We start from the raw sequence: 17,234 nt of genomic DNA, 5'->3' as shown, positions 1-17,234 counted from the left end.
CTCTCTGACACCCTTTTATCCCACTAGATCTCGGTGGGGCGGGTTTCAGTTTCTTTCTTTAATGCTTGCGCTCCGCGTTCGTGGGGGGGGGGGGGGTCGGGCGGGGGTGGCCTCCTCGATCTCACGTCGCCGACGGAGCAGGTGCCGGGCGCCCCGATCGGATCCGCCGGCCGACTCCAGTCGAAGCACCTGTTGAGCATCGCCGACCTGACCCGTGACGAGCTGCGGCTGATTCTCGATTCCGCCGAGGCGATGAAGGAAGTGGGCACGCGCCGCATCAAGAAGGTGCCGGCGCTGCGTGGCGTCACCGTTGTCAATCTGTTTCTCGAGCCGAGCACGCGTACCCGCATGTCGTTCGAAATCGCGGAGAAACGGTTGAGCGCGGATTCGGTGGGCATCGCCGGCGGATCCTCCAGCCTGCTCAAGGGGGAAACGCTGGCGGATACGGCGCGCAACCTGCAGGCGATGGACCCGGCGATGATCGTGGTCCGCCACGGCGCATCGGGAGCGTGCCAGTTGCTGGCCGAGACGTGCGATGCGCGCGTCGTCAACGCGGGTGACGGAATGCACGAACATCCGACCCAGGCGCTGCTCGACGCGTTTACCATCCGCGAGCGGAAGGGACACATTGACGGACTGAGGGTGGCTATCGTCGGCGACCTGCTGCACAGCCGCGTGCTTCGGTCGAATGTCCTCGCGCTCACCGCGCTCGGCGCCGAGGTGACGGTCTGCGGGCCGCGCTCGTTGATGTTGCCCGCCGCCGCCCGGTTTGGCGTCCATGCCACGACGTCCGTCGACGAGGCGGTGGAGGACGCCGATGTGGTGATGCTGCTGCGCGTCCAGCTCGAGCGAATGCGCGGGCATTTCTTTCCGTCGTTGCGGGAGTACTTCGCCCTGTTCGGCATGACCGCGGCACGGCTAGCGCGGGCCAGGCCGGACGTCATCGTGATGCACCCCGGACCGATGAACCGGGGAGTCGAAATAGCCTCCGACGTGGCGGACGGACCCTTCTCGGTCATCCTCGATCAGGTGGCGAACGGCGTCGCCGTCCGAATGGCAGTGCTCTACCTGCTGGCGGGTGGAGCAATCGGCGGAGGAGAGTCGTGACGGTGCCCGGCCGCCCGGATGGCGACGGGGCGCTCCTTCTGCGAGGCGGACACGTCGTCGATCCTTCCCAGGCGATCAACGGCAGGGCCGACATCCTGATTGCAGACGGCGTCGTCGCCGCGGTCGGGGCCGATCTGCTTCCGGTCGAGGGCGCTACCGTCGTGGAGGTGCCGGCCGGCCTCGTCGTCTGTCCCGGTTTCATCGACATGCATGTCCATCTCCGCGAGCCGGGGCAGACGCACAAGGAAACCGTGGCGACCGGCGCGGCCGCCGCCGTGGCGGGAGGCTTCACCGCGGTCGCGTGCATGCCGAACACGGATCCGGTGAACGACCACGCCGGCGTTACGGAGGAGATCCTCCGCAAGGCGACCGAAGCGCGCCTGGCTCGCGTCTATCCGATTGGCGCCGTGTCGGTCGGCTCCGCCGGCGAACAGATGACCGAGGTGGCCGCCCTGAGGGACGCCGGCTGTGTCGGCATCAGCGATGACGGACATCCCGTCTCGAGCGCCCTGATGATGCGCCGCGCCCTGGAGTACGCCGCGATGGTCGGCCTGCCGGTCATCAACCACTGCGAGGATCCGTCGCTGGCCGACGGCTGCAGCGTGCACGAGGGATTCCGCGCGGCCCAACTCGGGTTGCGAGGTCAGCCGGCGGAAACGGAATCGATCATGGTGGCGAGGGACGTCAGCCTGAGCGGCCTGACCGGCGGCCCGTATCACGTCGCCCACATGAGCGCCGCGGCGTCGCTCCGGGCGATCCGCGACGGAAAGGACCGCGACGTCCCCGTGACGTGCGAGGTCACCCCGCACCACTTCATCCTCACTGACGAAGATCTTCGCTACGACACCAACTACAAGATGAACCCGCCGCTCCGCGCCGCCAGCGATCGCGACGCGATGCTGGCCGGCCTCGCCGACGGGACCATCGACGCGATCGCCACCGATCATGCGCCGCACCATGCCGACGAGAAGGCGCGCGAGTTCGAGCACGCGCCGTTCGGCATCATCGGTCTTGAAACCGCGGTGTCGCTCTCGCTCGACCGGCTGGTGCACCGCGGCGTCGTCCCGCTCGGGCGGATGGTGGAGCTCTATACCTGCAATCCGGCGCGCATCCTGGGGATTCCGGGTGGCAGTCTGGCGACGGGGTCGCCCGCCGACATCACGATCCTGGCGCCGGACACGGAGATCGAAGTCTCGGCCGACAGATTCCGCTCCAAGGCGCGCAACACACCGTTCGACGGCTGGCGGTTGCGGGGAGCCGTCGCCGCCGCCGTCGTGGGCGGACGGGTGGTCTACTCGAACGACGCCGCACCGGGCGCCGCCGCCATCGCCTGGCCCGAGCAGTGACCCGCGGGCGGGGCCGGTCCCCGCTGCGCGGCCTTCCGCCGGAGGCGCGGCCTGCGCTTGACCGCCTCTACCGGCAGTTCGACGGCCGCGCCGACATCGCTGACCCAATCCACCGGGTCCGCCGCTATCACACCTCGCGCGACCTCGAGGTGGCCGGCTATTGCGCCGCCGCGCTCGCGTTCGGTCGCGTATCGAGCGTGCTGCGGTCGGTCGACGCGTTGCTCGGGGCGATGGGGCGGTCGCCCGGCCGCTTCGTGCGACGGTTCGATCCCTGGCGTGACGCCGAAACGGTGGGAGCCATCACGCACCGCTGGGCGCGTGGAACCGACCTGGTCGCGCTTCTCTGGATCCTCCGGCGGATGATCGAGACGCACGGCTCGATCGAATCGTGCTTTCTGGAGGGGCATGACCCGAACGCGGAGGACGTTGCCGGCGCCATCGATCGCTTCTCGGAGCGCGCGCTGGCGACCGACGGCCTCGACGATGTCTACGGCGCGCGCACGGGAGGCCACAGCGTCGGCGCGCTTTCCCCCGGCGACGCCGCGCCCCGGCGCGGCGTCGGCTATTTCTTTCCGCGCCCGTCGAAGGGGAGCGCGTGCAAGCGCTTCAATCTCTATCTCCGGTGGATGGTGCGGCGTGACCGGCTCGACGTGGGCGCCTGGAGCGGTGTCCGGCCGGCGCAGTTGATCGTTCCGCTCGACGTCCACGTCATCCGGGTGGGACAGTGCCTGGGTCTGACCCGCTACCGGAGCCCGGGGCTTCCGATGGCGCGCGAGATTACGGCGTCGCTCCGTCGCCTCGATCCTGACGACCCGGTGAAGTACGACTTCGCGCTCTGCCACATCGGCATGCTCGACCGCTGCGGCTTCAGGGAACCGCGCGGGAGCGCGGACTGTCCGCTGAACGGCTGGTGCCGGCCGCGGCGGCGTAGGCTGCAGCGGTTTCGTTCACCATCCGGTCGGCGGTGAACTTCTCTCTCGCGCGCCGCTGCCCCGCTTCGCCGAACGCACGCCGTGCGCCGCCGTCGAGCAGCATCCGCGTCATCGCCCGTGCGAGGGCCGCAGGATCGCGCACCGGTACGAGCAGGCCGGTTTCTTCGTCGACGATGCTCTCGGGAATCCCGCCCGCGCGCGTCCCGACAACCGGCAGCCCCGCGGACATCGCATCGAGCACCGACGTTCCAAGCCCTTCCGTCACCGAGCTCATGACGAACAGGTCGAGCCCGCGCAGCAGGGAGGGAATGTTGTCGCGGAATCCGGTCAGGATGACGTGCGCTTCCAGGTGGTGGCGCCGGATCCGCCGCTCGAGCTCGCCGCGCAGTTCGCCTTCGCCGACAATCAGGACGCGGACGTCCGGCACGTCGCGCACCACGACCGCCGCCGCGTCCACGAGGTCGTGTTGTCCCTTGTGCGGCACCAGGGCTCCCACGTTCCCGACGACCGGGCATCCGGCCGGCAACTGGAACGCGCGGCGGACGTCGAGGGGCGGAGCGGCGGCGATGCGCTCCACGTCTACGCCCTCGTACACGACGACGGTCCGGTCGCCGTGCACGCCGCCGCGCATGAGGATCGCCTGGATTGCCCGCGACGCGCAGATGAACCGATCCACCTGCTGGTACTTCCACCGCGAAAAAGCGTTTCGCCGAATCGGGAAGTCGACCCGCCGCGACGCCAGCAGCGCGGTCAGCCCGCGCATGCGAATGCTTCCTGTCGCGGCCTCGCGCTCGCGCACCGCCGATGCCCGGCCGCGGGCGATCGACATCGCAAGCGCCGCCGCCGCGACAGCGTGGGCGTCATGCGCATGGATCACGTCCGGCTGCGTCTCGCGCAGCAACCCCGCAAGCTTCCACCCGGTGCCGAGATCCATCTCCGTCCGGGGGGCGACAGGAAACACGTCGTCCACCCCGGCGGCCCCCGCGCGCTTCATGAGCTCCCCCTCGGGATGCGCCGCCAGCAACGCCCGCTGGCCGAGGCGGCGCAGGCCCAGCACCGTCAGCAATACCTGTTGCTGGCCGCCGCGCCAGGTCCGGCCGGTGTCGAGATGGAGCGATACCATCAACGGGGACGCGAGCCCGGTTTGACGGCAGGGTTGCCCGCGGCGCACTGGGGACAGTCAGACGGCTTCAGGGTGGGGTAGGCAACCGTGGCCAGAGCACGGAAGGGCACGTCGAAGCTGGCGTTGGCGCCGCTACGGTCGATGATGGCGGCGGCGCCCACGACATCGGCCCCCGCCGCGCGGGCGACGTCGATCGTCTCCCGCGTCGAACCCCCTGTCGTGACGACGTCCTCCACGACCAGCACACGCTCGCCGCCGCCGAGCATGAAACCGCGCCGGAGGGTCAGTGCCCGCCCCTGCCGCTCGGCGAAGATGGCGCGGACGCCCAGCGCGCGCGCCACCTCCTGGCCGATGACGACGCCTCCGAGGGCCGGCGACAGTACGACGGAGGGGGCAAGATCGCACACTTGCCCGGCAATTGCGGCGCCGAGCGCCGCCGCCTGCGCCGGGTGTTGCAGGACCAGCGCGCACTGCAGATAGCCGGGGCTGTGAAGGCCGGAGGTGAGCTCGAAGTGCCCCTCGAGCAGCGCCCCGGCGTCCCGAAACCGTTGGAGCACCTCGCTCGGCTGCATCGGACGGCAAGTATACTGACGCGCGCCGATGCCCTCCCTGTCGGTCGTCATCATCACCCGGGACGAGGCGGCCAACATCCGGGATGCGCTCGCGTCGGTCGCCTGGGCGGACGAGCGCGTCGTCGTCGATTCCGGCAGCACCGACGAGACCGTCCGCATGGCCCGCGAGGCGGGCGCCCGCGTCGAGACGCATCCGTGGGAAGGCTACGCCGCACAGAAGAACCACGCGACGACGCTTGCGGCGAACGACTGGATCCTGTCGCTCGATGCCGACGAACGGGTCACACCGGCCCTCGCGGAGGAGATCCGCGCCATGCTCGCCGCCCCTCCGCAGCTGCATGGTTACCGCATACCGCGCGTCACCCGCTACCTGGGCCGCTGGATCCGGAGCACCGACTGGTACCCGGATCCGCAGCTGCGCCTCTACGATCGCCGCCACGCGCGCTGGAGGGACGTTCTGGTCCACGAGTCGGTGGCGCTGGATAGCCCGGCGGGCCGCCTGCGGAGTGAGCTGGAACATCATCCGTACCGCGACATCGCCCATCACCTGCGGACGATCGACCGGTACACGACCCTCGCGGCGCAACAGATGCGCAAGGACGGGCGCCGCGCCGTTGTTTCCGACCTTGCGCTGCAGGCGCCCGCCGCGTTCATCCGCAACTACCTCCTCCGCGCCGGTGTCCGGGACGGCGCGACCGGCCTGCTCGTCTCGATGCTGAACAGCTACTACGTCTTTCTGAAGTTTGCGAAGCTCTGGGAACTGCAGCAGCGCTGGGCGGATCGAACGTAGCGGGCTTGACGGGGGCTGCCAGGTCGACCGGATGCGGACGCTCAAGCTGACGCTGTCGTACGACGGGACGGACTACGTAGGTTGGCAACGGCAGGACGACGGGCGGTCGATTCAGGGCGAGCTCGAACGTGCCCTGGCCGAAATCGAGGGGCGGCCGGTGACGGTGAACGGCGCCGGACGCACCGACGCCGGCGTCCACGCGCTGGGACAGGTGGCGAGCGTGCGGCTGGCGCATCGTATCGATACCGACGCGCTGGTCCGGGCTCTCAACGCCAAGCTTCCCGCTGCCATCCGCTTGCGCCGCGCGGAGGAGGCGGCCGACCGGTTCCATGCCCGGTTCGGCGCGAAGCAGAAGACGTACCGCTACCAGATCGAGACGGGGCGGGTCGCCGATCCCTTCCTGAGCCGCTATGCCTGGCGAGTCACCGATCCGCTCGGCCTCGACCCGATGCGTATCGCGGCGGAGTCGCTCACCGGCGAACGGGACTTCGCGGCGTTCCAGGCGGCGGACGCCGGCGCGGGGTCGACCGTCCGGACGGTCCACTCCGTGATCATCGAACCGCAAGCACCGACATCGTTCCTCGACACGCCCGGACTGACGATCACGATAACGGGTGACGGATTCCTCCGCCACATGGTGCGGATCATGGTCGGCACGCTTGTGGACGTCGGGTCCGGACGCCGCGAGGCCGGTAACATGGCCGGCGTTCTTGCGTCCCGCGACCGGGCGCGGGCGGGTCCCACCGCGCCGCCTCACGGGCTGTTCCTGGTCTCGGTCGACTATGGGAGGCCGCGGTGAACCCCGCTACATCGAGCCGCGGGTGCGTCCCGGCCCGGTCTCCTGTGGAGATTTGATTATCATTACCGGCACGATGGGTCGTGACGACGTTCTTGCCTGGACCCGGGAAGGGTCCGTGGAAGCTCACCAGGCGGAGTTGATCGATTTCGAACGATTACCGGCGCACGTCGCGGTAATCATGGACGGCAACGGCCGGTGGGCGGCGCAGCGCAGCCTCCCGCGCGTGGAGGGACACCTCGCGGGAATCGAAGCGGTGCGGGAGACGGTCGAGCTCTCCGCGCGGCTTGGTCTCCGTGCGCTGACGCTCTATGCCTTTTCGGTAGAGAACTGGAAGCGTCCGCCCGCGGAAGTGACGGCGCTGATGGGGCTCCTGAAGCGATACCTGCGGTTGGAACTCGCCACGTTGATGAACAACAACATCCGGTTTCGATTGATTGGCAGCCGGGCGGAGCTCCCCTCCGATGTCTGCGACGAGTTGGATGCGGCGCAGGACGAGACCGGCGGGAATACGGGACTGGTTTTCAACATCGCGCTCAACTACGGCGGAAGGGCGGAGATCGTCAGCGCGGCGCGGCGCGCGATCCACGCGGGCATCGATCCGGAGGAACTGGACGAGACGCGCTTCGCCGGTTTGCTTTACACGGCGGGACAGCCCGATCCGGACCTGCTCATCCGCACGAGCGGCGAAATGCGCGTCAGCAACTTCCTCCTCTGGCAGATCGCCTACACCGAGATCTGGGTGACCGACACGTACTGGCCCGACTTCCGGGCGCGCCACTTTCTCGAAGCGCTTGTCGACTACCAGAGGCGCAACCGCCGCTACGGCGGCATCACGGAAGAACTGGCCGCGGTCGGCCAGTAGCCCGCCACCGTGACGCGACTTCTCAGCGCCGCCGCGCTGGTGTCGATCATTGTCGGCGTCATCTGGTTCCTGCCTTCCGCCGTCACGGTCGTGCTGGCGGGCGTGTTCCTGCTGCTGGCGTTCGTGGAGTACGCGCGGCTCGCACGCTCGGCGGGCGTGGTTTTCAACGCGGTCCCGAGCGGCGCGGCGACGGTTGCGACGGCGGCGTCGGTTGGCCTCGCCCCGGGCGCGCTGCCCTTCGTCGCCATGACCGGCGGCCTGGTCATCGCGCTGACGGCACTCGCCGAAAAGCGCCGCGACGGCGCGCTGGCGGCGGTCGGCGCCGCAGGATTCGCCCTCCTCTATCTCGGGCTGCCGCTCGGAGCGCTCGTTGCAGTCTTCCTGGAGTCGGGGCGGGAGACCCTGCTGCTGCTGCTGGCGACGATCGCGGCGAGCGATACCGCGCAGTACTACGGTGGCCGCACGATGGGCCGCCGCCCGCTCGCTCCGGTGGTCAGTCCGAAGAAGACGGTGGAGGGCGCGCTCTGCGGCGTGGTGGCCGGGGCAGGAGCATTCGCCGTCGTCGGCGCCTGGTGGATGCCGGCGCTGCCGCCGGCGCAACGCGTGGCATTCGGTGCGACGCTGGCCCTGGTCGGTATCGCCGGCGACCTGTTCGAGTCGCACCTGAAGCGGGCATCCGGCCTGAAGGACGCCTCCGGGTTGATCCCGGGTCATGGTGGCGTGCTCGACCGGATCGACGCGATGCTGTTCGCCGCGCCGGTCTACTATGGCCTGGTCATGGGCGCAGGATGACACGCCAGTGAAGCGAATCGCGATTCTCGGCTCCACCGGATCGATCGGGCGCAGCGCCCTGGCTGTCGTCGCGTCGCATCCCGATCGGTTGCGTGTCGTCGGCCTGGCGGCGGGCGGCAACGTCGACCGGTTCGCCGCCCAGTTGGCGGAAGTGCGGCCGCGCGTCGTCTCGCTTGCGACGCGCGAGGCGCTCGATCGCCTCCGCGCCTCCGGCTCACTGGCGGACGGCGTTGTGGCCGGTTTCGGCGAAGACGGCCTGACCGCGGTCGCAACGCACCCGGACGTCGACCTGGTCCTGTGCGCTTCGTCCGGCACCGCGGCGCTCGGGGCTACGCTGGCGGCGATCGAAGCGGGCAAGACCATTGCCCTCGCCAACAAGGAAGTGCTCGTTATGGCGGGCTCGTTGATGGTCGACGCCGCCGAGCGGCACGGCGTCAGCCTGTTGCCGGTAGACAGCGAGCACAACGCGATCCATCAGTGTGTGGACGGGCGCCCGCGCGACGACGTCGTTCGCTACATCCTGACCGCGTCGGGCGGCCCGTTCCGGAAGCGTGCGGCCGCCGAACTGGAGCACGTCACGCCGGAGGATGCGCTGCAGCATCCCACCTGGACGATGGGGCCGAAGATCACGGTCGACTCGGCGACGCTCATGAACAAGGGGCTGGAGCTGATCGAGGCGCGCTGGCTGTTCGGCGCCGCCGCCGATCAGCTGGCCGTCGTCGTCCATCCGCAGTCGATCGTCCACTCACTGGTGGAGTTTCGGGACGGCTCGTTCCTGGCGCAGTTGGGGGTCACCGACATGCGCTTGCCGATTCAGTACGCCTTTTCGTACCCCGAACGGTGGAACGCGCCCCTGCCGCCACTCGATCTGGCGGCGGCGGGGCGGCTGGAGTTCCTCCCGCCCGACCCGGACCGGTTCCCGTGCCTTCGCCTCGCGCACCAGGCCCTCGCCGGCGGGGCGGCTCTGCCGGTAGTGCTGAACGCCGCCAACGAAGTGGCGGTGGCGGCGTTTCTGGCGCGGCGCCTGCCGTTCACCGGAATCCCGCGCGTCATCGAAACCGCGCTCGACCGCGCCGTCGGCCGATCCGGCGCTCCCCCGGCGACGCTGGCTGACGTCCGCGACCTCGACGCCTGGGCTCGGAACGCCGCCGCGGCTGCCGCCGTCTAGAGGATCAATGGATCGGAAGGGCGATACAATCGAGACAAGCACATGACCAGCTTGCTCGCGTTTCTCTTCGTACTCGGCGTGCTCGTCTTTGTCCACGAACTGGGGCACTTTGTCGTCGCACGGCGGCTCGGCGTACGCGTGCTCACCTTCTCTCTCGGGTTCGGGCCGAAGATCGTCAACGCAAAACGGGGCGACACCGAGTACTGCATCAGCGCCATTCCGCTCGGCGGCTACGTGAAGATGGCGGGCGAGAGTCTGGGTGAGGCGCGCACCGGCGGCGACGACGAGTTCATGTCGAAGACGAAGTGGGAACGCTTCCTGATCCTGATTGCGGGACCGGCCATGAACCTGATTCTGGCCGTCCTGGTGATGTGGGGCGTGCTCTACCAGGGCGCGGAGGTGCCCGCGTACGAGCAGGAGCCACCGGTGGTGGGGCGCGTCGTCGACGATTCACCCGCGGCCCGCGCCGGCATCCGGGTCGGCGAGCAGATCGTCAGCGTAGCCGGTCGCGCGGTGGAAACCTGGGATGACCTGTTCGTGGCCGTGATGCCACGCGCCGAACGGGAGATCGCCGTCGTCGTGCGGGACACTCTCGGCCGCGAGCGGACCCTGGACGTCGTGCCGGCGGCGCGGACCGAGTTCGAGATGGGCGACCTCGGCGTCGGTCCGGAGATGCGCCCGCAGATCATCAGCGTCACGCCCGGTGATCCAGCTGACCGCGCCGGCCTGCAGGTGGGGGACCTCATCGTTGCGATCGACGGCGCGGACGTGGCGGGCGGCGATTTCGTCGACCGGATCAGCAGCAGCGCCGACAGGCCGCTCGCGTTGACGATCCGGCGCGGCGATCGGACCGAGCAGGTGCGGGTGACCCCGGAAATGCAGGGTGACCGCGCCATGATCGGCGTCGGTTTCTCTCCCTACGAGCTGCAGGTCGTCGAGCCCGGGTTCTTCGAGGCATTCTCGATGAGCCTGGAGCGGAACTACGAATGGTCCGGGCTGATCTTCCAGACGCTGGCCGGTCTACTGACGGCCGAGACGTCGCCGCGGCAACTGGTGGGCCCGGTCGGGATTGCCCAGCTTTCCGGCGGCGCCGCCCAGGTGGGCTGGGTGGCGCTGTTCAGCCTGATGGCGATGATCTCGCTCAACCTGGGGATTCTCAACCTCCTGCCGATCCCCATTCTCGATGGCGGCCACATCTTCATCATGGCGATGGAGGGGGTCAGCCGCCGAGACTTCAGCATCCGCGTCAAGGAACGAATGCTGCTCGCCGGCTTTGTCGTCCTGATGATGCTGATGGTGACGGTGATCTACAACGATCTGACGCGCATCGAGTGGATCGAGGCGTTCATGCCCTGGCGCTGAGCGCTTCGGCAACGGCGTCATCGCCTCGCCGCCCGCTGCCTTCCGTCCAGGATCAGGCGCCAGGCAGCGTGTCGAGAGCCTGCGCGAGTCCGCAGTCGTCGTGCGTGCCGGTGACCGGCCAGCCCAGGGCCAGGAGCGGGGCGACCGCGTTGCCCATCACCACCGGGGCGCCGGCGAACATCAGCATCTCCCGGTCGTTCAGGTTGTCGCCTACCGCCATCACGTTGGCGGGGCCGATCCGCAGGCGGCCGGCCACCGCGGCGAGGGCGGCGCCCTTGGATGCCCCCGCCGTGATGATGTCGAGCAGGGAGAAGTCGTGCGCGGCGTACTCGGTCAGCGTGATTGTGACGCGGTCCGCTTCCGGAAGCGTGCGCACGGCGTCAGCGAGGGCGCGCATCTGCGCAACGCTGCCGGTGTAGGCGACCTGCACCGGATCCTCGGTCAGCGCCTCTTCGATCGGCTCCGCCTTCGTGATCCAGGCACGGTTTCGCTGGTAGTACCAATGGCGCCGCGGGTGGCTCCAGTCGATGCCGTCGCAGACGTACTGACGGGCGTCGCTCCGGTCGAAGATGACGGCGACGCCCCGGTGCCGCGGACGCATTGCCGCGATGATGCCGCGCGCGATCTCGCGCGGCAGCAGCCGGCTGGCTATCGTCGCGCCGTCGAGCTGCTTGACGAGGGCGCCGTTGCTCACGAGGATGGTCAGTCCATCCGCCGGCAGCGTCTCGTCCCACAGCGCACGGGCGATCGGACTGGCATGGTGGAACGCGCGGCCGGTCGCGAGCGCCACGTGGATGCCGGCGCGCGCGGCGCGATGGACGGCGTCACGGTTCCGGTCAGGCAGGTTGCCGCGCCCGTCGAGCAGGGTGCCGTCGATGTCTATCGCGACCAGACGGATCGCGGTTCCGGTCGACGTCGCCGCGGCGGCGCGGTCCGCCGCGCCTGGCGCGCTGCCGGTCACCGGGCCGTAGCCGCCAGTTTTCGGGCGTAGTGCGCTTCGACGTAGTCGTCTATCAACTGGCGGAAGGCTTCCGACAGCTCATCGTACGAACCGCGCAGCGTCGTGGCGTGCTTGCCGTCAATATAGACGGGGCAGGTGGGCGCCTCCCCCGTTCCCGGCAGGCTGATTCCGATGTTCGCGGCCTTCGACTCTCCCGGGCCATTGACCACGCAGCCCATCACGGCGACCGTCATCTCTTCGACGCCGTCATAGGTCCGCTTCCATACCGGCATCATGTCGCGGACGTACGCCTCGATGCGTTCGGCCAGTTCCTGGAACGTCGTGCTCGTCGTGCGCCCGCAGCCGGGGCAGGCGGTGATGCTCGGCGCGAACGACCGGAGGCCGAGCGCCTGCAGCAGCTCGCATGCCGCGTAGACTTCCTCGCGCCGGTCGCCGTCGGGCCGCGGCGTCAGAGAAACGCGGATCGTGTCGCCGATCCCCTCGTTGAGCAGGATTCCCATCGCGGACGCCGACCAGACGAGACCCTTCGTCCCCATGCCCGCCTCGGTCAGGCCGAGATGCAATGGCTGCGTCGTCTGCCGGGCAAGGGCCCGATAGACCGCCACGAGATCGCGCGGGCGCGACACCTTGGTCGAGATGATGATCTGGTGTTCGGTCAGGCCGCTTTCCAGCGCCAGAGCGGTCGACTCGACGGCGGAGATCACCATGCACTCGTTGATGATCGCTTCCGACGTCATCCCCAGGTCCTGGTCGGTGTTCGCCTGCATTCGCTCCATGACCAGTTCCTGATTGAGCGAGCCGCCGTTAACGCCGATCCGGACCGGCTTGCCGTGCGTGGCGGCGACGCCGCAGATCGTCTGAAACCGCTCGTCCCGCCGTTCGCCGGTGCCGACGTTGCCCGGGTTGATCCGGTACTTGTCGAGCGCTGCGGCGCAGTCGGGGTGGCGCGTCAGAAGCTGGTGGCCGTTGTAGTGGAAATCGCCGATGAGCGGGGCCGTGACCCCGGCGTCGAGCATCCGCTGCTTGATCTCCGGCACGGCGCGGGCCGCCGGGTCCTGATTGACGGTTACCCGCACGAGCTCGGAACCCGCCTCCGCCAGCTCGATGCACTGCCGTGCCGTCGCCGCCGCGTCGGCGGTGTCGGTCATCGTCATCGACTGCACGGCGACCGGCGCGCCGCCCCCGATGGTGAGCCCGCCGACCGGAACTGGGCTCGTCCTGTGCATGCGTACGTCGGTCATCACGTCAATTCTGCATGATAGCGCCGTCTGGACGATACGCGCTGGCGCCCGGGACGGCACGGATCGGCCCAAGAGTGCTTTGTATTAACGAATACAGCACCTAGCTTAATATAATGCCCGGTTACCCTTGGTTCATATTAAGAACTTCTGGCGATATTCTTAATAACTGAATGTGCCAGCCGGATGGTGCGATCGATGTCACGTTGGGTGTGCGCGGCGGACAGGAACCAGCCCTCGAACTGGGACGGAGGCCCGTAAACCCCCCGCGCCAGCATGCCCTGATGGAAGGCGGCGTAGGCGCCGGTGTCGGACGCGGTGGCCGAGACATCATCCGTGACCGGACCCGGGTTAAAGAAGGGGGTGAGCACCGAGCCGGCGACGTTCACCGTCAGCGCCACGCCCGCTTGGCGTGCGGCGTCACGCAGGCCATCCGCCAGTCGTTCACCCAGACGGGCGAGACTTCGGTAGAGATCGGCGGACAGTCTCTCGAGCGCCCAGATGCCGGCGGTCATGGCTAGCGGATTCCCGGAGAGGGTGCCCGCCTGGTAGACCGGACCCGCAGGCGCGACCCGGTCCATCAGTTCGGCCCGCCCGCCGTAGGCGCCGACCGGCAGGCCGCCGCCGATGATCTTCCCGAGGCAGGTGAGGTCGGGCAGGACGCCGTACACCTCCTGCGCGCCGCCCGTCGACGCGCGGAAGCCGGAGATCACCTCATCGAAGATGAGGAGGATGCCGTCCGCGTCGCACAGCTGACGGAGCGCCGGGAGGAAGCCGGCCGCAGGCGGCACGACGCCCATGTTGCCGGCAATCGGCTCGACGATCACCGCGGCGACGTTCCCGCGATGCCGCCTGGCGAGACGTTCGACCGACCCGATGTCGTTGTAGCGGGCGATCAGCGTGTCGGCCGCGGTGGCCTGCGCCACCCCCGGGCTGGTCGGCACACCGAGCGTCATCGCGCCGGAGCCGGCCGCGACCAGGAAGCTGTCGGCGTGGCCGTGGTAGCAGCCGGCGAACTTCACGATCCGGTCGCGACCGGTCGCCGCCCGCGCAACGCGGACCGCGCTCATCGTCGCCTCCGTCCCCGAATTGACGAACCGCACGCGTTCTACCGACGGCACGAGGCGGCAGACCAGCCGCCCCAGTTCGACCTCGAGTGCCGTCGGCGCGCCGAAGCTCGTGCCGCGGGCGGTGGCGGCGCGAAGCGCGCGAGTCAGGTCGGAAGGGGCATGGCCATGAATGAGCGGCCCCCACGACATGACGAAGTCGACGTAGCGGTTGCCGTCGACATCGGTGATACGCGCGCCGCGGGCGCGTTCGATGAAGGGTGGCCGCCCGCCGACCGACGCGAACGCGCGGACCGGACTGCTGACGCCACCGGGGAGGACGGTCCGGGCCTGCTCGAACAGGCGATCGGATTGGGTCGCGGGCATCGGGAGCGAACCATATCACGGCGTCCCCGATATGATGCCGCCCCATGAACCGTCCCGTCGCGTCCCGAAGCGACGACGATCCGTGCGACATCTGCGGCGCGTTTGGATCGATGACGCCGCTTGTCGAAGCGGGCCTTCCGGGGGTGGGGCCAGCCTGGATCCACGCCTGCGGGCGCTGCGGCTTCCGGCAGGTCCGGCCCCGCCTCCCTCCCGCCGCGCTCGACGCGCTATACGGCGCGGACTACTTCGACACGTCCTCCGCCCACGGCTTTGCGGAGTACGCGCGCCAGCGCCAGCGCTATGAGCGCGACGCCTTCTTTCTTGCGCGGGAGCTGCGGGCTCTCCGCCCCGACGGGGGACGCCTGCTCGAGGTGGGGAGCGCGCTCGGCTTTCTCCTCGCGGCCCTCGCGCGCTGCAGCGACTGGCGGGTCGAAGGAGTAGAGGTATCCCGTTTCGGCGCCTGGTATGCACGCGACCGTTTCGGCGCGACGGTGCACCATGGCACGCTGGAGGACGCCGCGTTCGCCCCGGCGTCGTTCGACTACGTCGTTCAGAAGGACCTGCTGGAGCATGTGACGCACCCGCGCCGCCACTTGCAGGAGACGTTGCGCATTCTGCGCCCCGGCGGCCGGCTGCGGCTGATTACGCCCAACGGCGAGGCGGACGTCCGATTGCTTCAGCGCGCCGCCACCGCCGCGGGACAGGACGAATTGCCGCTTCTGGGACAAGGCCACCTGTCGTTCTTCACACGCCCGCAGTTGATTCGGATGCTGGAGGAAACCGGCTTTCGCCTCCTCCGAATCCGGGCTATCGGTCTCCGCCGCGGGCTTCGGGCCCTGGGCGTCGTTCCCGGGTGGCGCAGCCGCGCGCCGCTTGCCTCGCGTGCGTCGCTGGCGGCGGACGCGGCGTCCGGCGCATCCGGGGCGTCGCGCGAGGCGGTCTCCGATGCCGAGCCGGACGCGCATGCCGACGAGGAGACGGCCGCGCGTGTCGATGCCGAGATCGCCCGCCGTCACCGCGCCGTCCGCGGCTGGCGGCCCTACTGGCGGTACCGCCGGGCCCTCAAGTGGTTCGACGCCCTGCCGCCCCCGTTCGACATCGGTCAGGACTTCGAGCTGCTCCTGGAAAAGGCGCTTCCGGAGCCAGCTGTGGCAAAATAGGGGTTTGTAATGAGGCAGCGAGGGCTATAGGGCTATGACACGTTCGATGGGTCAGTTCGCATTCGCGCTGAGTTTGGCGGTTCTCCTGGCGGCGGCACTGGGATTGACGCCGGCTGGCGCCCAGGAACGGACGATCAGCGACGGAGTCTATACGGCGGCGCAGGCGTCGAGCGGACGCGAGTCGTATCGGGAGCACTGCTCGGCGTGCCACGCTTCCAACCTGATGGGGGGCGAGATGGCGCCGGGGCTGGTCGGCCCTGACTTCGTCGGCGGCTGGAGCGGCGAAACGCTCTTCGAGTTCGCCGACTTCACCAACGCCACCATGCCGCAGGACGCGCCCGGACGGCTGACCTCGGACGAGCTGAACGACATCATCGCGTTCATCCTGGAAGTCAACGAGTACCCGGCGGGATCCGACGCGCTGGCGATCGACCTCGACAACGAAGGCGATCCCATCATCATCGACTGAACGGCGCCGGGGCCGGAATCGGCCGGTAAGCGGCGTCAGGCCAGACTTCGCGCGGCTTCGCGCGCGTAGTAGGTGATCACGATGTCCGCGCCGGCGCGCCGGATGGCGGTCAGCGTCTCCATCATCGCCCGCGGCTCGTCGATCCAGCCGTTTCGCGCCGCCGCCTTGAGCATCGCGTACTCGCCGCTGACGTGGTAGGCGGCGAGCGGCACGTTGAACGTCGCCTTCACGCGCGCAATGACGTCGAGATAGTGGACCGCCGGCTTCACCATCACGATGTCGGCGCCCTCTTCGATGTCCAGTTCCACTTCCCGGAGTGCCTCGGCGGCGTTCGCCGGGTCCATCTGGTGGGTCCGGCGGTCGCCGAACGCCGGCGCCGAATCGGCGGCGTCCCGGAACGGGCCGTAGAAGGCCGAGCAGTACTTGGCGGCGTAGGACATGATCGCCACGTCGGCATAGCGGCCGTCGTGTTCGGGATCGTCGAGGGCCTCGCGGATCGCACCCACCCGGCCGTCCATCATGTCGGAGGGTGCGACGATGTCGGCGCCGGCGCGGGCGTGCGAGACGGCGACGCTGGCGAGACGTTCGACGGTGGCGTCGTTGAGGATGGTCTCACCTTCCAGGATCCCGCAGTGGCCGTGCGACGTGTACTCGCAGAGGCAGACGTCGGTGGTCACGAGCAGGCCGGGTGTGGCTTGCTTGATGGCCCGGACCGCCGCCTGCACCGGCGCCGCGTCGTCATCCGCGGCCGTGCCTGCGAGATCCTTGGCGGCTGGAAGCCCGAACAGTAGGACGCCGCGAATGCCCTCCGCGGTCGCGGCGGCGGCTTCCGCCACCGCCTCGTCGACGGAAAGCTGATGGACGCCCGGCATCGAAGGGACCTCGCGCCGGACCCCTTCGCCCTCGCAGACGAAGAGCGGGTAGATCAGGTTGGCCGGTGAGAGGCGCGTCTCCCGCACGAGGTCGCGCATTGCTGCCGACCGCCGCAGCCGGCGCGGCCGGCGGGCAAGGTCGAGCGTCGCCGCCACCCGGACGGTATCCGCCACGCTGCCTACTCTACCAGCCTGCGGTGAAACCCTCGCCGCTCCCGGTGCTGCGCAGGGTTGCGCCACGGGAGGCT

17 protein-coding genes are annotated in these 17,234 nt (G+C 69.3%); 11 read left to right on the top strand and 6 right to left on the bottom strand.

Going from position 1 to position 17,234, the window contains the following annotated elements; all coding sequences use genetic code 11:
- Positions 1-156 precede the first annotated feature (156 nt).
- From F4Y45_03775 to F4Y45_03765, 3 genes are read left to right on the top strand one after another with little or no spacing between them, the layout of a single operon-like run.
- Positions 157-1,107, top strand: a complete 951-nt coding sequence (locus F4Y45_03775) for an aspartate carbamoyltransferase catalytic subunit (GenBank protein MXY23627.1) — start codon at positions 157-159, stop codon at positions 1,105-1,107.
- 2 nt (positions 1,108-1,109) lie between these two features.
- Positions 1,110-2,453, top strand: a complete 1,344-nt coding sequence (locus F4Y45_03770; GenBank protein ID MXY23626.1) for a dihydroorotase — start codon at positions 1,110-1,112, stop codon at positions 2,451-2,453.
- Positions 2,312-3,421 (top strand): TIGR02757 family protein, encoded by a 1,110-nt coding sequence (locus tag F4Y45_03765; protein MXY23625.1) that lies wholly within the window; start codon positions 2,312-2,314, stop codon positions 3,419-3,421. Before F4Y45_03770 ends, F4Y45_03765 begins: the two co-directional genes overlap by 142 nt.
- On the opposite strand, the gene F4Y45_03760 is transcribed toward F4Y45_03765, so the two are convergent.
- Both F4Y45_03760 and F4Y45_03755 read right to left on the bottom strand, forming a co-directional pair.
- On the bottom strand, positions 3,321-4,508 hold the full coding sequence (locus tag F4Y45_03760; protein ID MXY23624.1) for a glycosyltransferase: 1,188 nt from the start codon (positions 4,506-4,508) through the stop codon (positions 3,321-3,323). The two genes, F4Y45_03765 and F4Y45_03760, sit on opposite strands and share 101 nt — an antisense overlap.
- The gene (locus F4Y45_03755) at positions 4,508-5,080 is read right to left on the bottom strand and encodes an orotate phosphoribosyltransferase (protein MXY23623.1); all 573 of its coding nucleotides are present in this window, start codon (positions 5,078-5,080) and stop codon (positions 4,508-4,510) included. Before F4Y45_03755 ends, F4Y45_03760 begins: the two co-directional genes overlap by 1 nt.
- A gap of 28 nt (positions 5,081-5,108) precedes the next feature.
- On the opposite strand from F4Y45_03755, the gene F4Y45_03750 reads away from it, so the two are divergent.
- From F4Y45_03750 to rseP, 6 genes are all read left to right on the top strand, one after another.
- Positions 5,109-5,870, top strand: a complete 762-nt coding sequence (locus F4Y45_03750) for a glycosyltransferase family 2 protein (protein MXY23622.1) — start codon at positions 5,109-5,111, stop codon at positions 5,868-5,870.
- 31 nt (positions 5,871-5,901) lie between these two features.
- Positions 5,902-6,669, top strand: coding sequence for a tRNA pseudouridine(38-40) synthase TruA (gene truA, locus F4Y45_03745; GenBank protein ID MXY23621.1), 768 nt, complete (start codon positions 5,902-5,904; stop codon positions 6,667-6,669).
- A gap of 73 nt (positions 6,670-6,742) precedes the next feature.
- Positions 6,743-7,531, top strand: coding sequence for an isoprenyl transferase (locus tag F4Y45_03740; GenBank protein MXY23620.1), 789 nt, complete (start codon positions 6,743-6,745; stop codon positions 7,529-7,531).
- Between the two features lie 9 nt (positions 7,532-7,540).
- Entirely contained in the window at positions 7,541-8,323 is a 783-nt protein-coding gene (locus F4Y45_03735; GenBank protein MXY23619.1) for a hypothetical protein, read from the top strand.
- Complete coding sequence (locus tag F4Y45_03730; GenBank protein ID MXY23618.1) at positions 8,298-9,491, top strand: 1-deoxy-D-xylulose-5-phosphate reductoisomerase; 1,194 nt, start codon at positions 8,298-8,300, stop codon at positions 9,489-9,491. Before F4Y45_03735 ends, F4Y45_03730 begins: the two co-directional genes overlap by 26 nt.
- Before the next feature lie 42 nt (positions 9,492-9,533).
- Positions 9,534-10,853, top strand: a complete 1,320-nt coding sequence (gene rseP / locus F4Y45_03725) for an RIP metalloprotease RseP (protein ID MXY23617.1) — start codon at positions 9,534-9,536, stop codon at positions 10,851-10,853.
- A gap of 52 nt (positions 10,854-10,905) precedes the next feature.
- Here rseP and F4Y45_03720 read toward each other — a convergent pair whose 3' ends face one another.
- The 3 genes from F4Y45_03720 to hemL all read right to left on the bottom strand — a co-directional run bounded on the left by F4Y45_03720 (position 10,906) and on the right by hemL (position 14,485).
- Positions 10,906-11,814, bottom strand: a complete 909-nt coding sequence (locus F4Y45_03720) for an HAD-IIB family hydrolase (protein ID MXY23616.1) — start codon at positions 11,812-11,814, stop codon at positions 10,906-10,908.
- A complete protein-coding gene (ispG, locus tag F4Y45_03715) occupies positions 11,811-13,055 on the bottom strand; it encodes a flavodoxin-dependent (E)-4-hydroxy-3-methylbut-2-enyl-diphosphate synthase (GenBank protein MXY23615.1) in 1,245 nt (414 codons plus the stop codon). The genes F4Y45_03720 and ispG overlap by 4 nt, the downstream gene beginning before the upstream one ends.
- A gap of 137 nt (positions 13,056-13,192) precedes the next feature.
- Entirely contained in the window at positions 13,193-14,485 is a 1,293-nt protein-coding gene (gene hemL, locus F4Y45_03710; GenBank protein MXY23614.1) for a glutamate-1-semialdehyde-2,1-aminomutase, read from the bottom strand.
- Between the two features lie 44 nt (positions 14,486-14,529).
- Here hemL and F4Y45_03705 point away from each other — a divergent pair, with 44 nt between their 5' ends.
- Together F4Y45_03705 and F4Y45_03700 are read left to right on the top strand one after the other, a co-directional pair.
- A complete protein-coding gene (locus F4Y45_03705) occupies positions 14,530-15,645 on the top strand; it encodes a class I SAM-dependent methyltransferase (protein ID MXY23613.1) in 1,116 nt (371 codons plus the stop codon).
- A gap of 34 nt (positions 15,646-15,679) precedes the next feature.
- Positions 15,680-16,114 (top strand): cytochrome c, encoded by a 435-nt coding sequence (locus F4Y45_03700; GenBank protein MXY23612.1) that lies wholly within the window; start codon positions 15,680-15,682, stop codon positions 16,112-16,114.
- 35 nt (positions 16,115-16,149) lie between these two features.
- Here F4Y45_03700 and hemB read toward each other — a convergent pair whose 3' ends face one another.
- Entirely contained in the window at positions 16,150-17,085 is a 936-nt protein-coding gene (gene hemB / locus F4Y45_03695; GenBank protein ID MXY23611.1) for a porphobilinogen synthase, read from the bottom strand.
- Positions 17,086-17,234: the final 149 nt, after the last annotated feature.

This window comes from Acidobacteriota bacterium, from assembly GCA_009838525.1.
Taxonomy (GTDB): Bacteria; Acidobacteriota; Vicinamibacteria; order Vicinamibacterales; family UBA8438; genus VXRJ01.
The sequence above is the reverse complement of the archived record's forward strand: the minus strand, read 5'-3'. Positions and strand labels throughout refer to the sequence as shown.

Coding starts and splice junctions, on each gene's coding strand:
- F4Y45_03760 (MXY23624.1), bottom strand. CDS start 4,508: ATGGTATCGCTCCATCTCGACACCGGCCGGACCTGGCGCGGCGGCCAG.
- F4Y45_03755 (MXY23623.1), bottom strand. CDS start 5,080: ATGCAGCCGAGCGAGGTGCTCCAACGGTTTCGGGACGCCGGGGCGCTG.
- F4Y45_03750 (MXY23622.1), top strand. CDS start 5,109: ATGCCCTCCCTGTCGGTCGTCATCATCACCCGGGACGAGGCGGCCAAC.
- truA (MXY23621.1), top strand. CDS start 5,902: ATGCGGACGCTCAAGCTGACGCTGTCGTACGACGGGACGGACTACGTA.
- F4Y45_03740 (MXY23620.1), top strand. CDS start 6,743: ATGGGTCGTGACGACGTTCTTGCCTGGACCCGGGAAGGGTCCGTGGAA.
- F4Y45_03730 (MXY23618.1), top strand. CDS start 8,298: ATGGCCTGGTCATGGGCGCAGGATGACACGCCAGTGAAGCGAATCGCG.
- rseP (MXY23617.1), top strand. CDS start 9,534: ATGACCAGCTTGCTCGCGTTTCTCTTCGTACTCGGCGTGCTCGTCTTT.
- ispG (MXY23615.1), bottom strand. CDS start 13,055: ATGACCGACGTACGCATGCACAGGACGAGCCCAGTTCCGGTCGGCGGG.
- hemL (MXY23614.1), bottom strand. CDS start 14,485: ATGCCCGCGACCCAATCCGATCGCCTGTTCGAGCAGGCCCGGACCGTC.
- F4Y45_03705 (MXY23613.1), top strand. CDS start 14,530: ATGAACCGTCCCGTCGCGTCCCGAAGCGACGACGATCCGTGCGACATC.
- F4Y45_03700 (MXY23612.1), top strand. CDS start 15,680: ATGACACGTTCGATGGGTCAGTTCGCATTCGCGCTGAGTTTGGCGGTT.
- hemB (MXY23611.1), bottom strand. CDS start 17,085: ATGCGCGACCTCGTGCGGGAGACGCGCCTCTCACCGGCCAACCTGATC.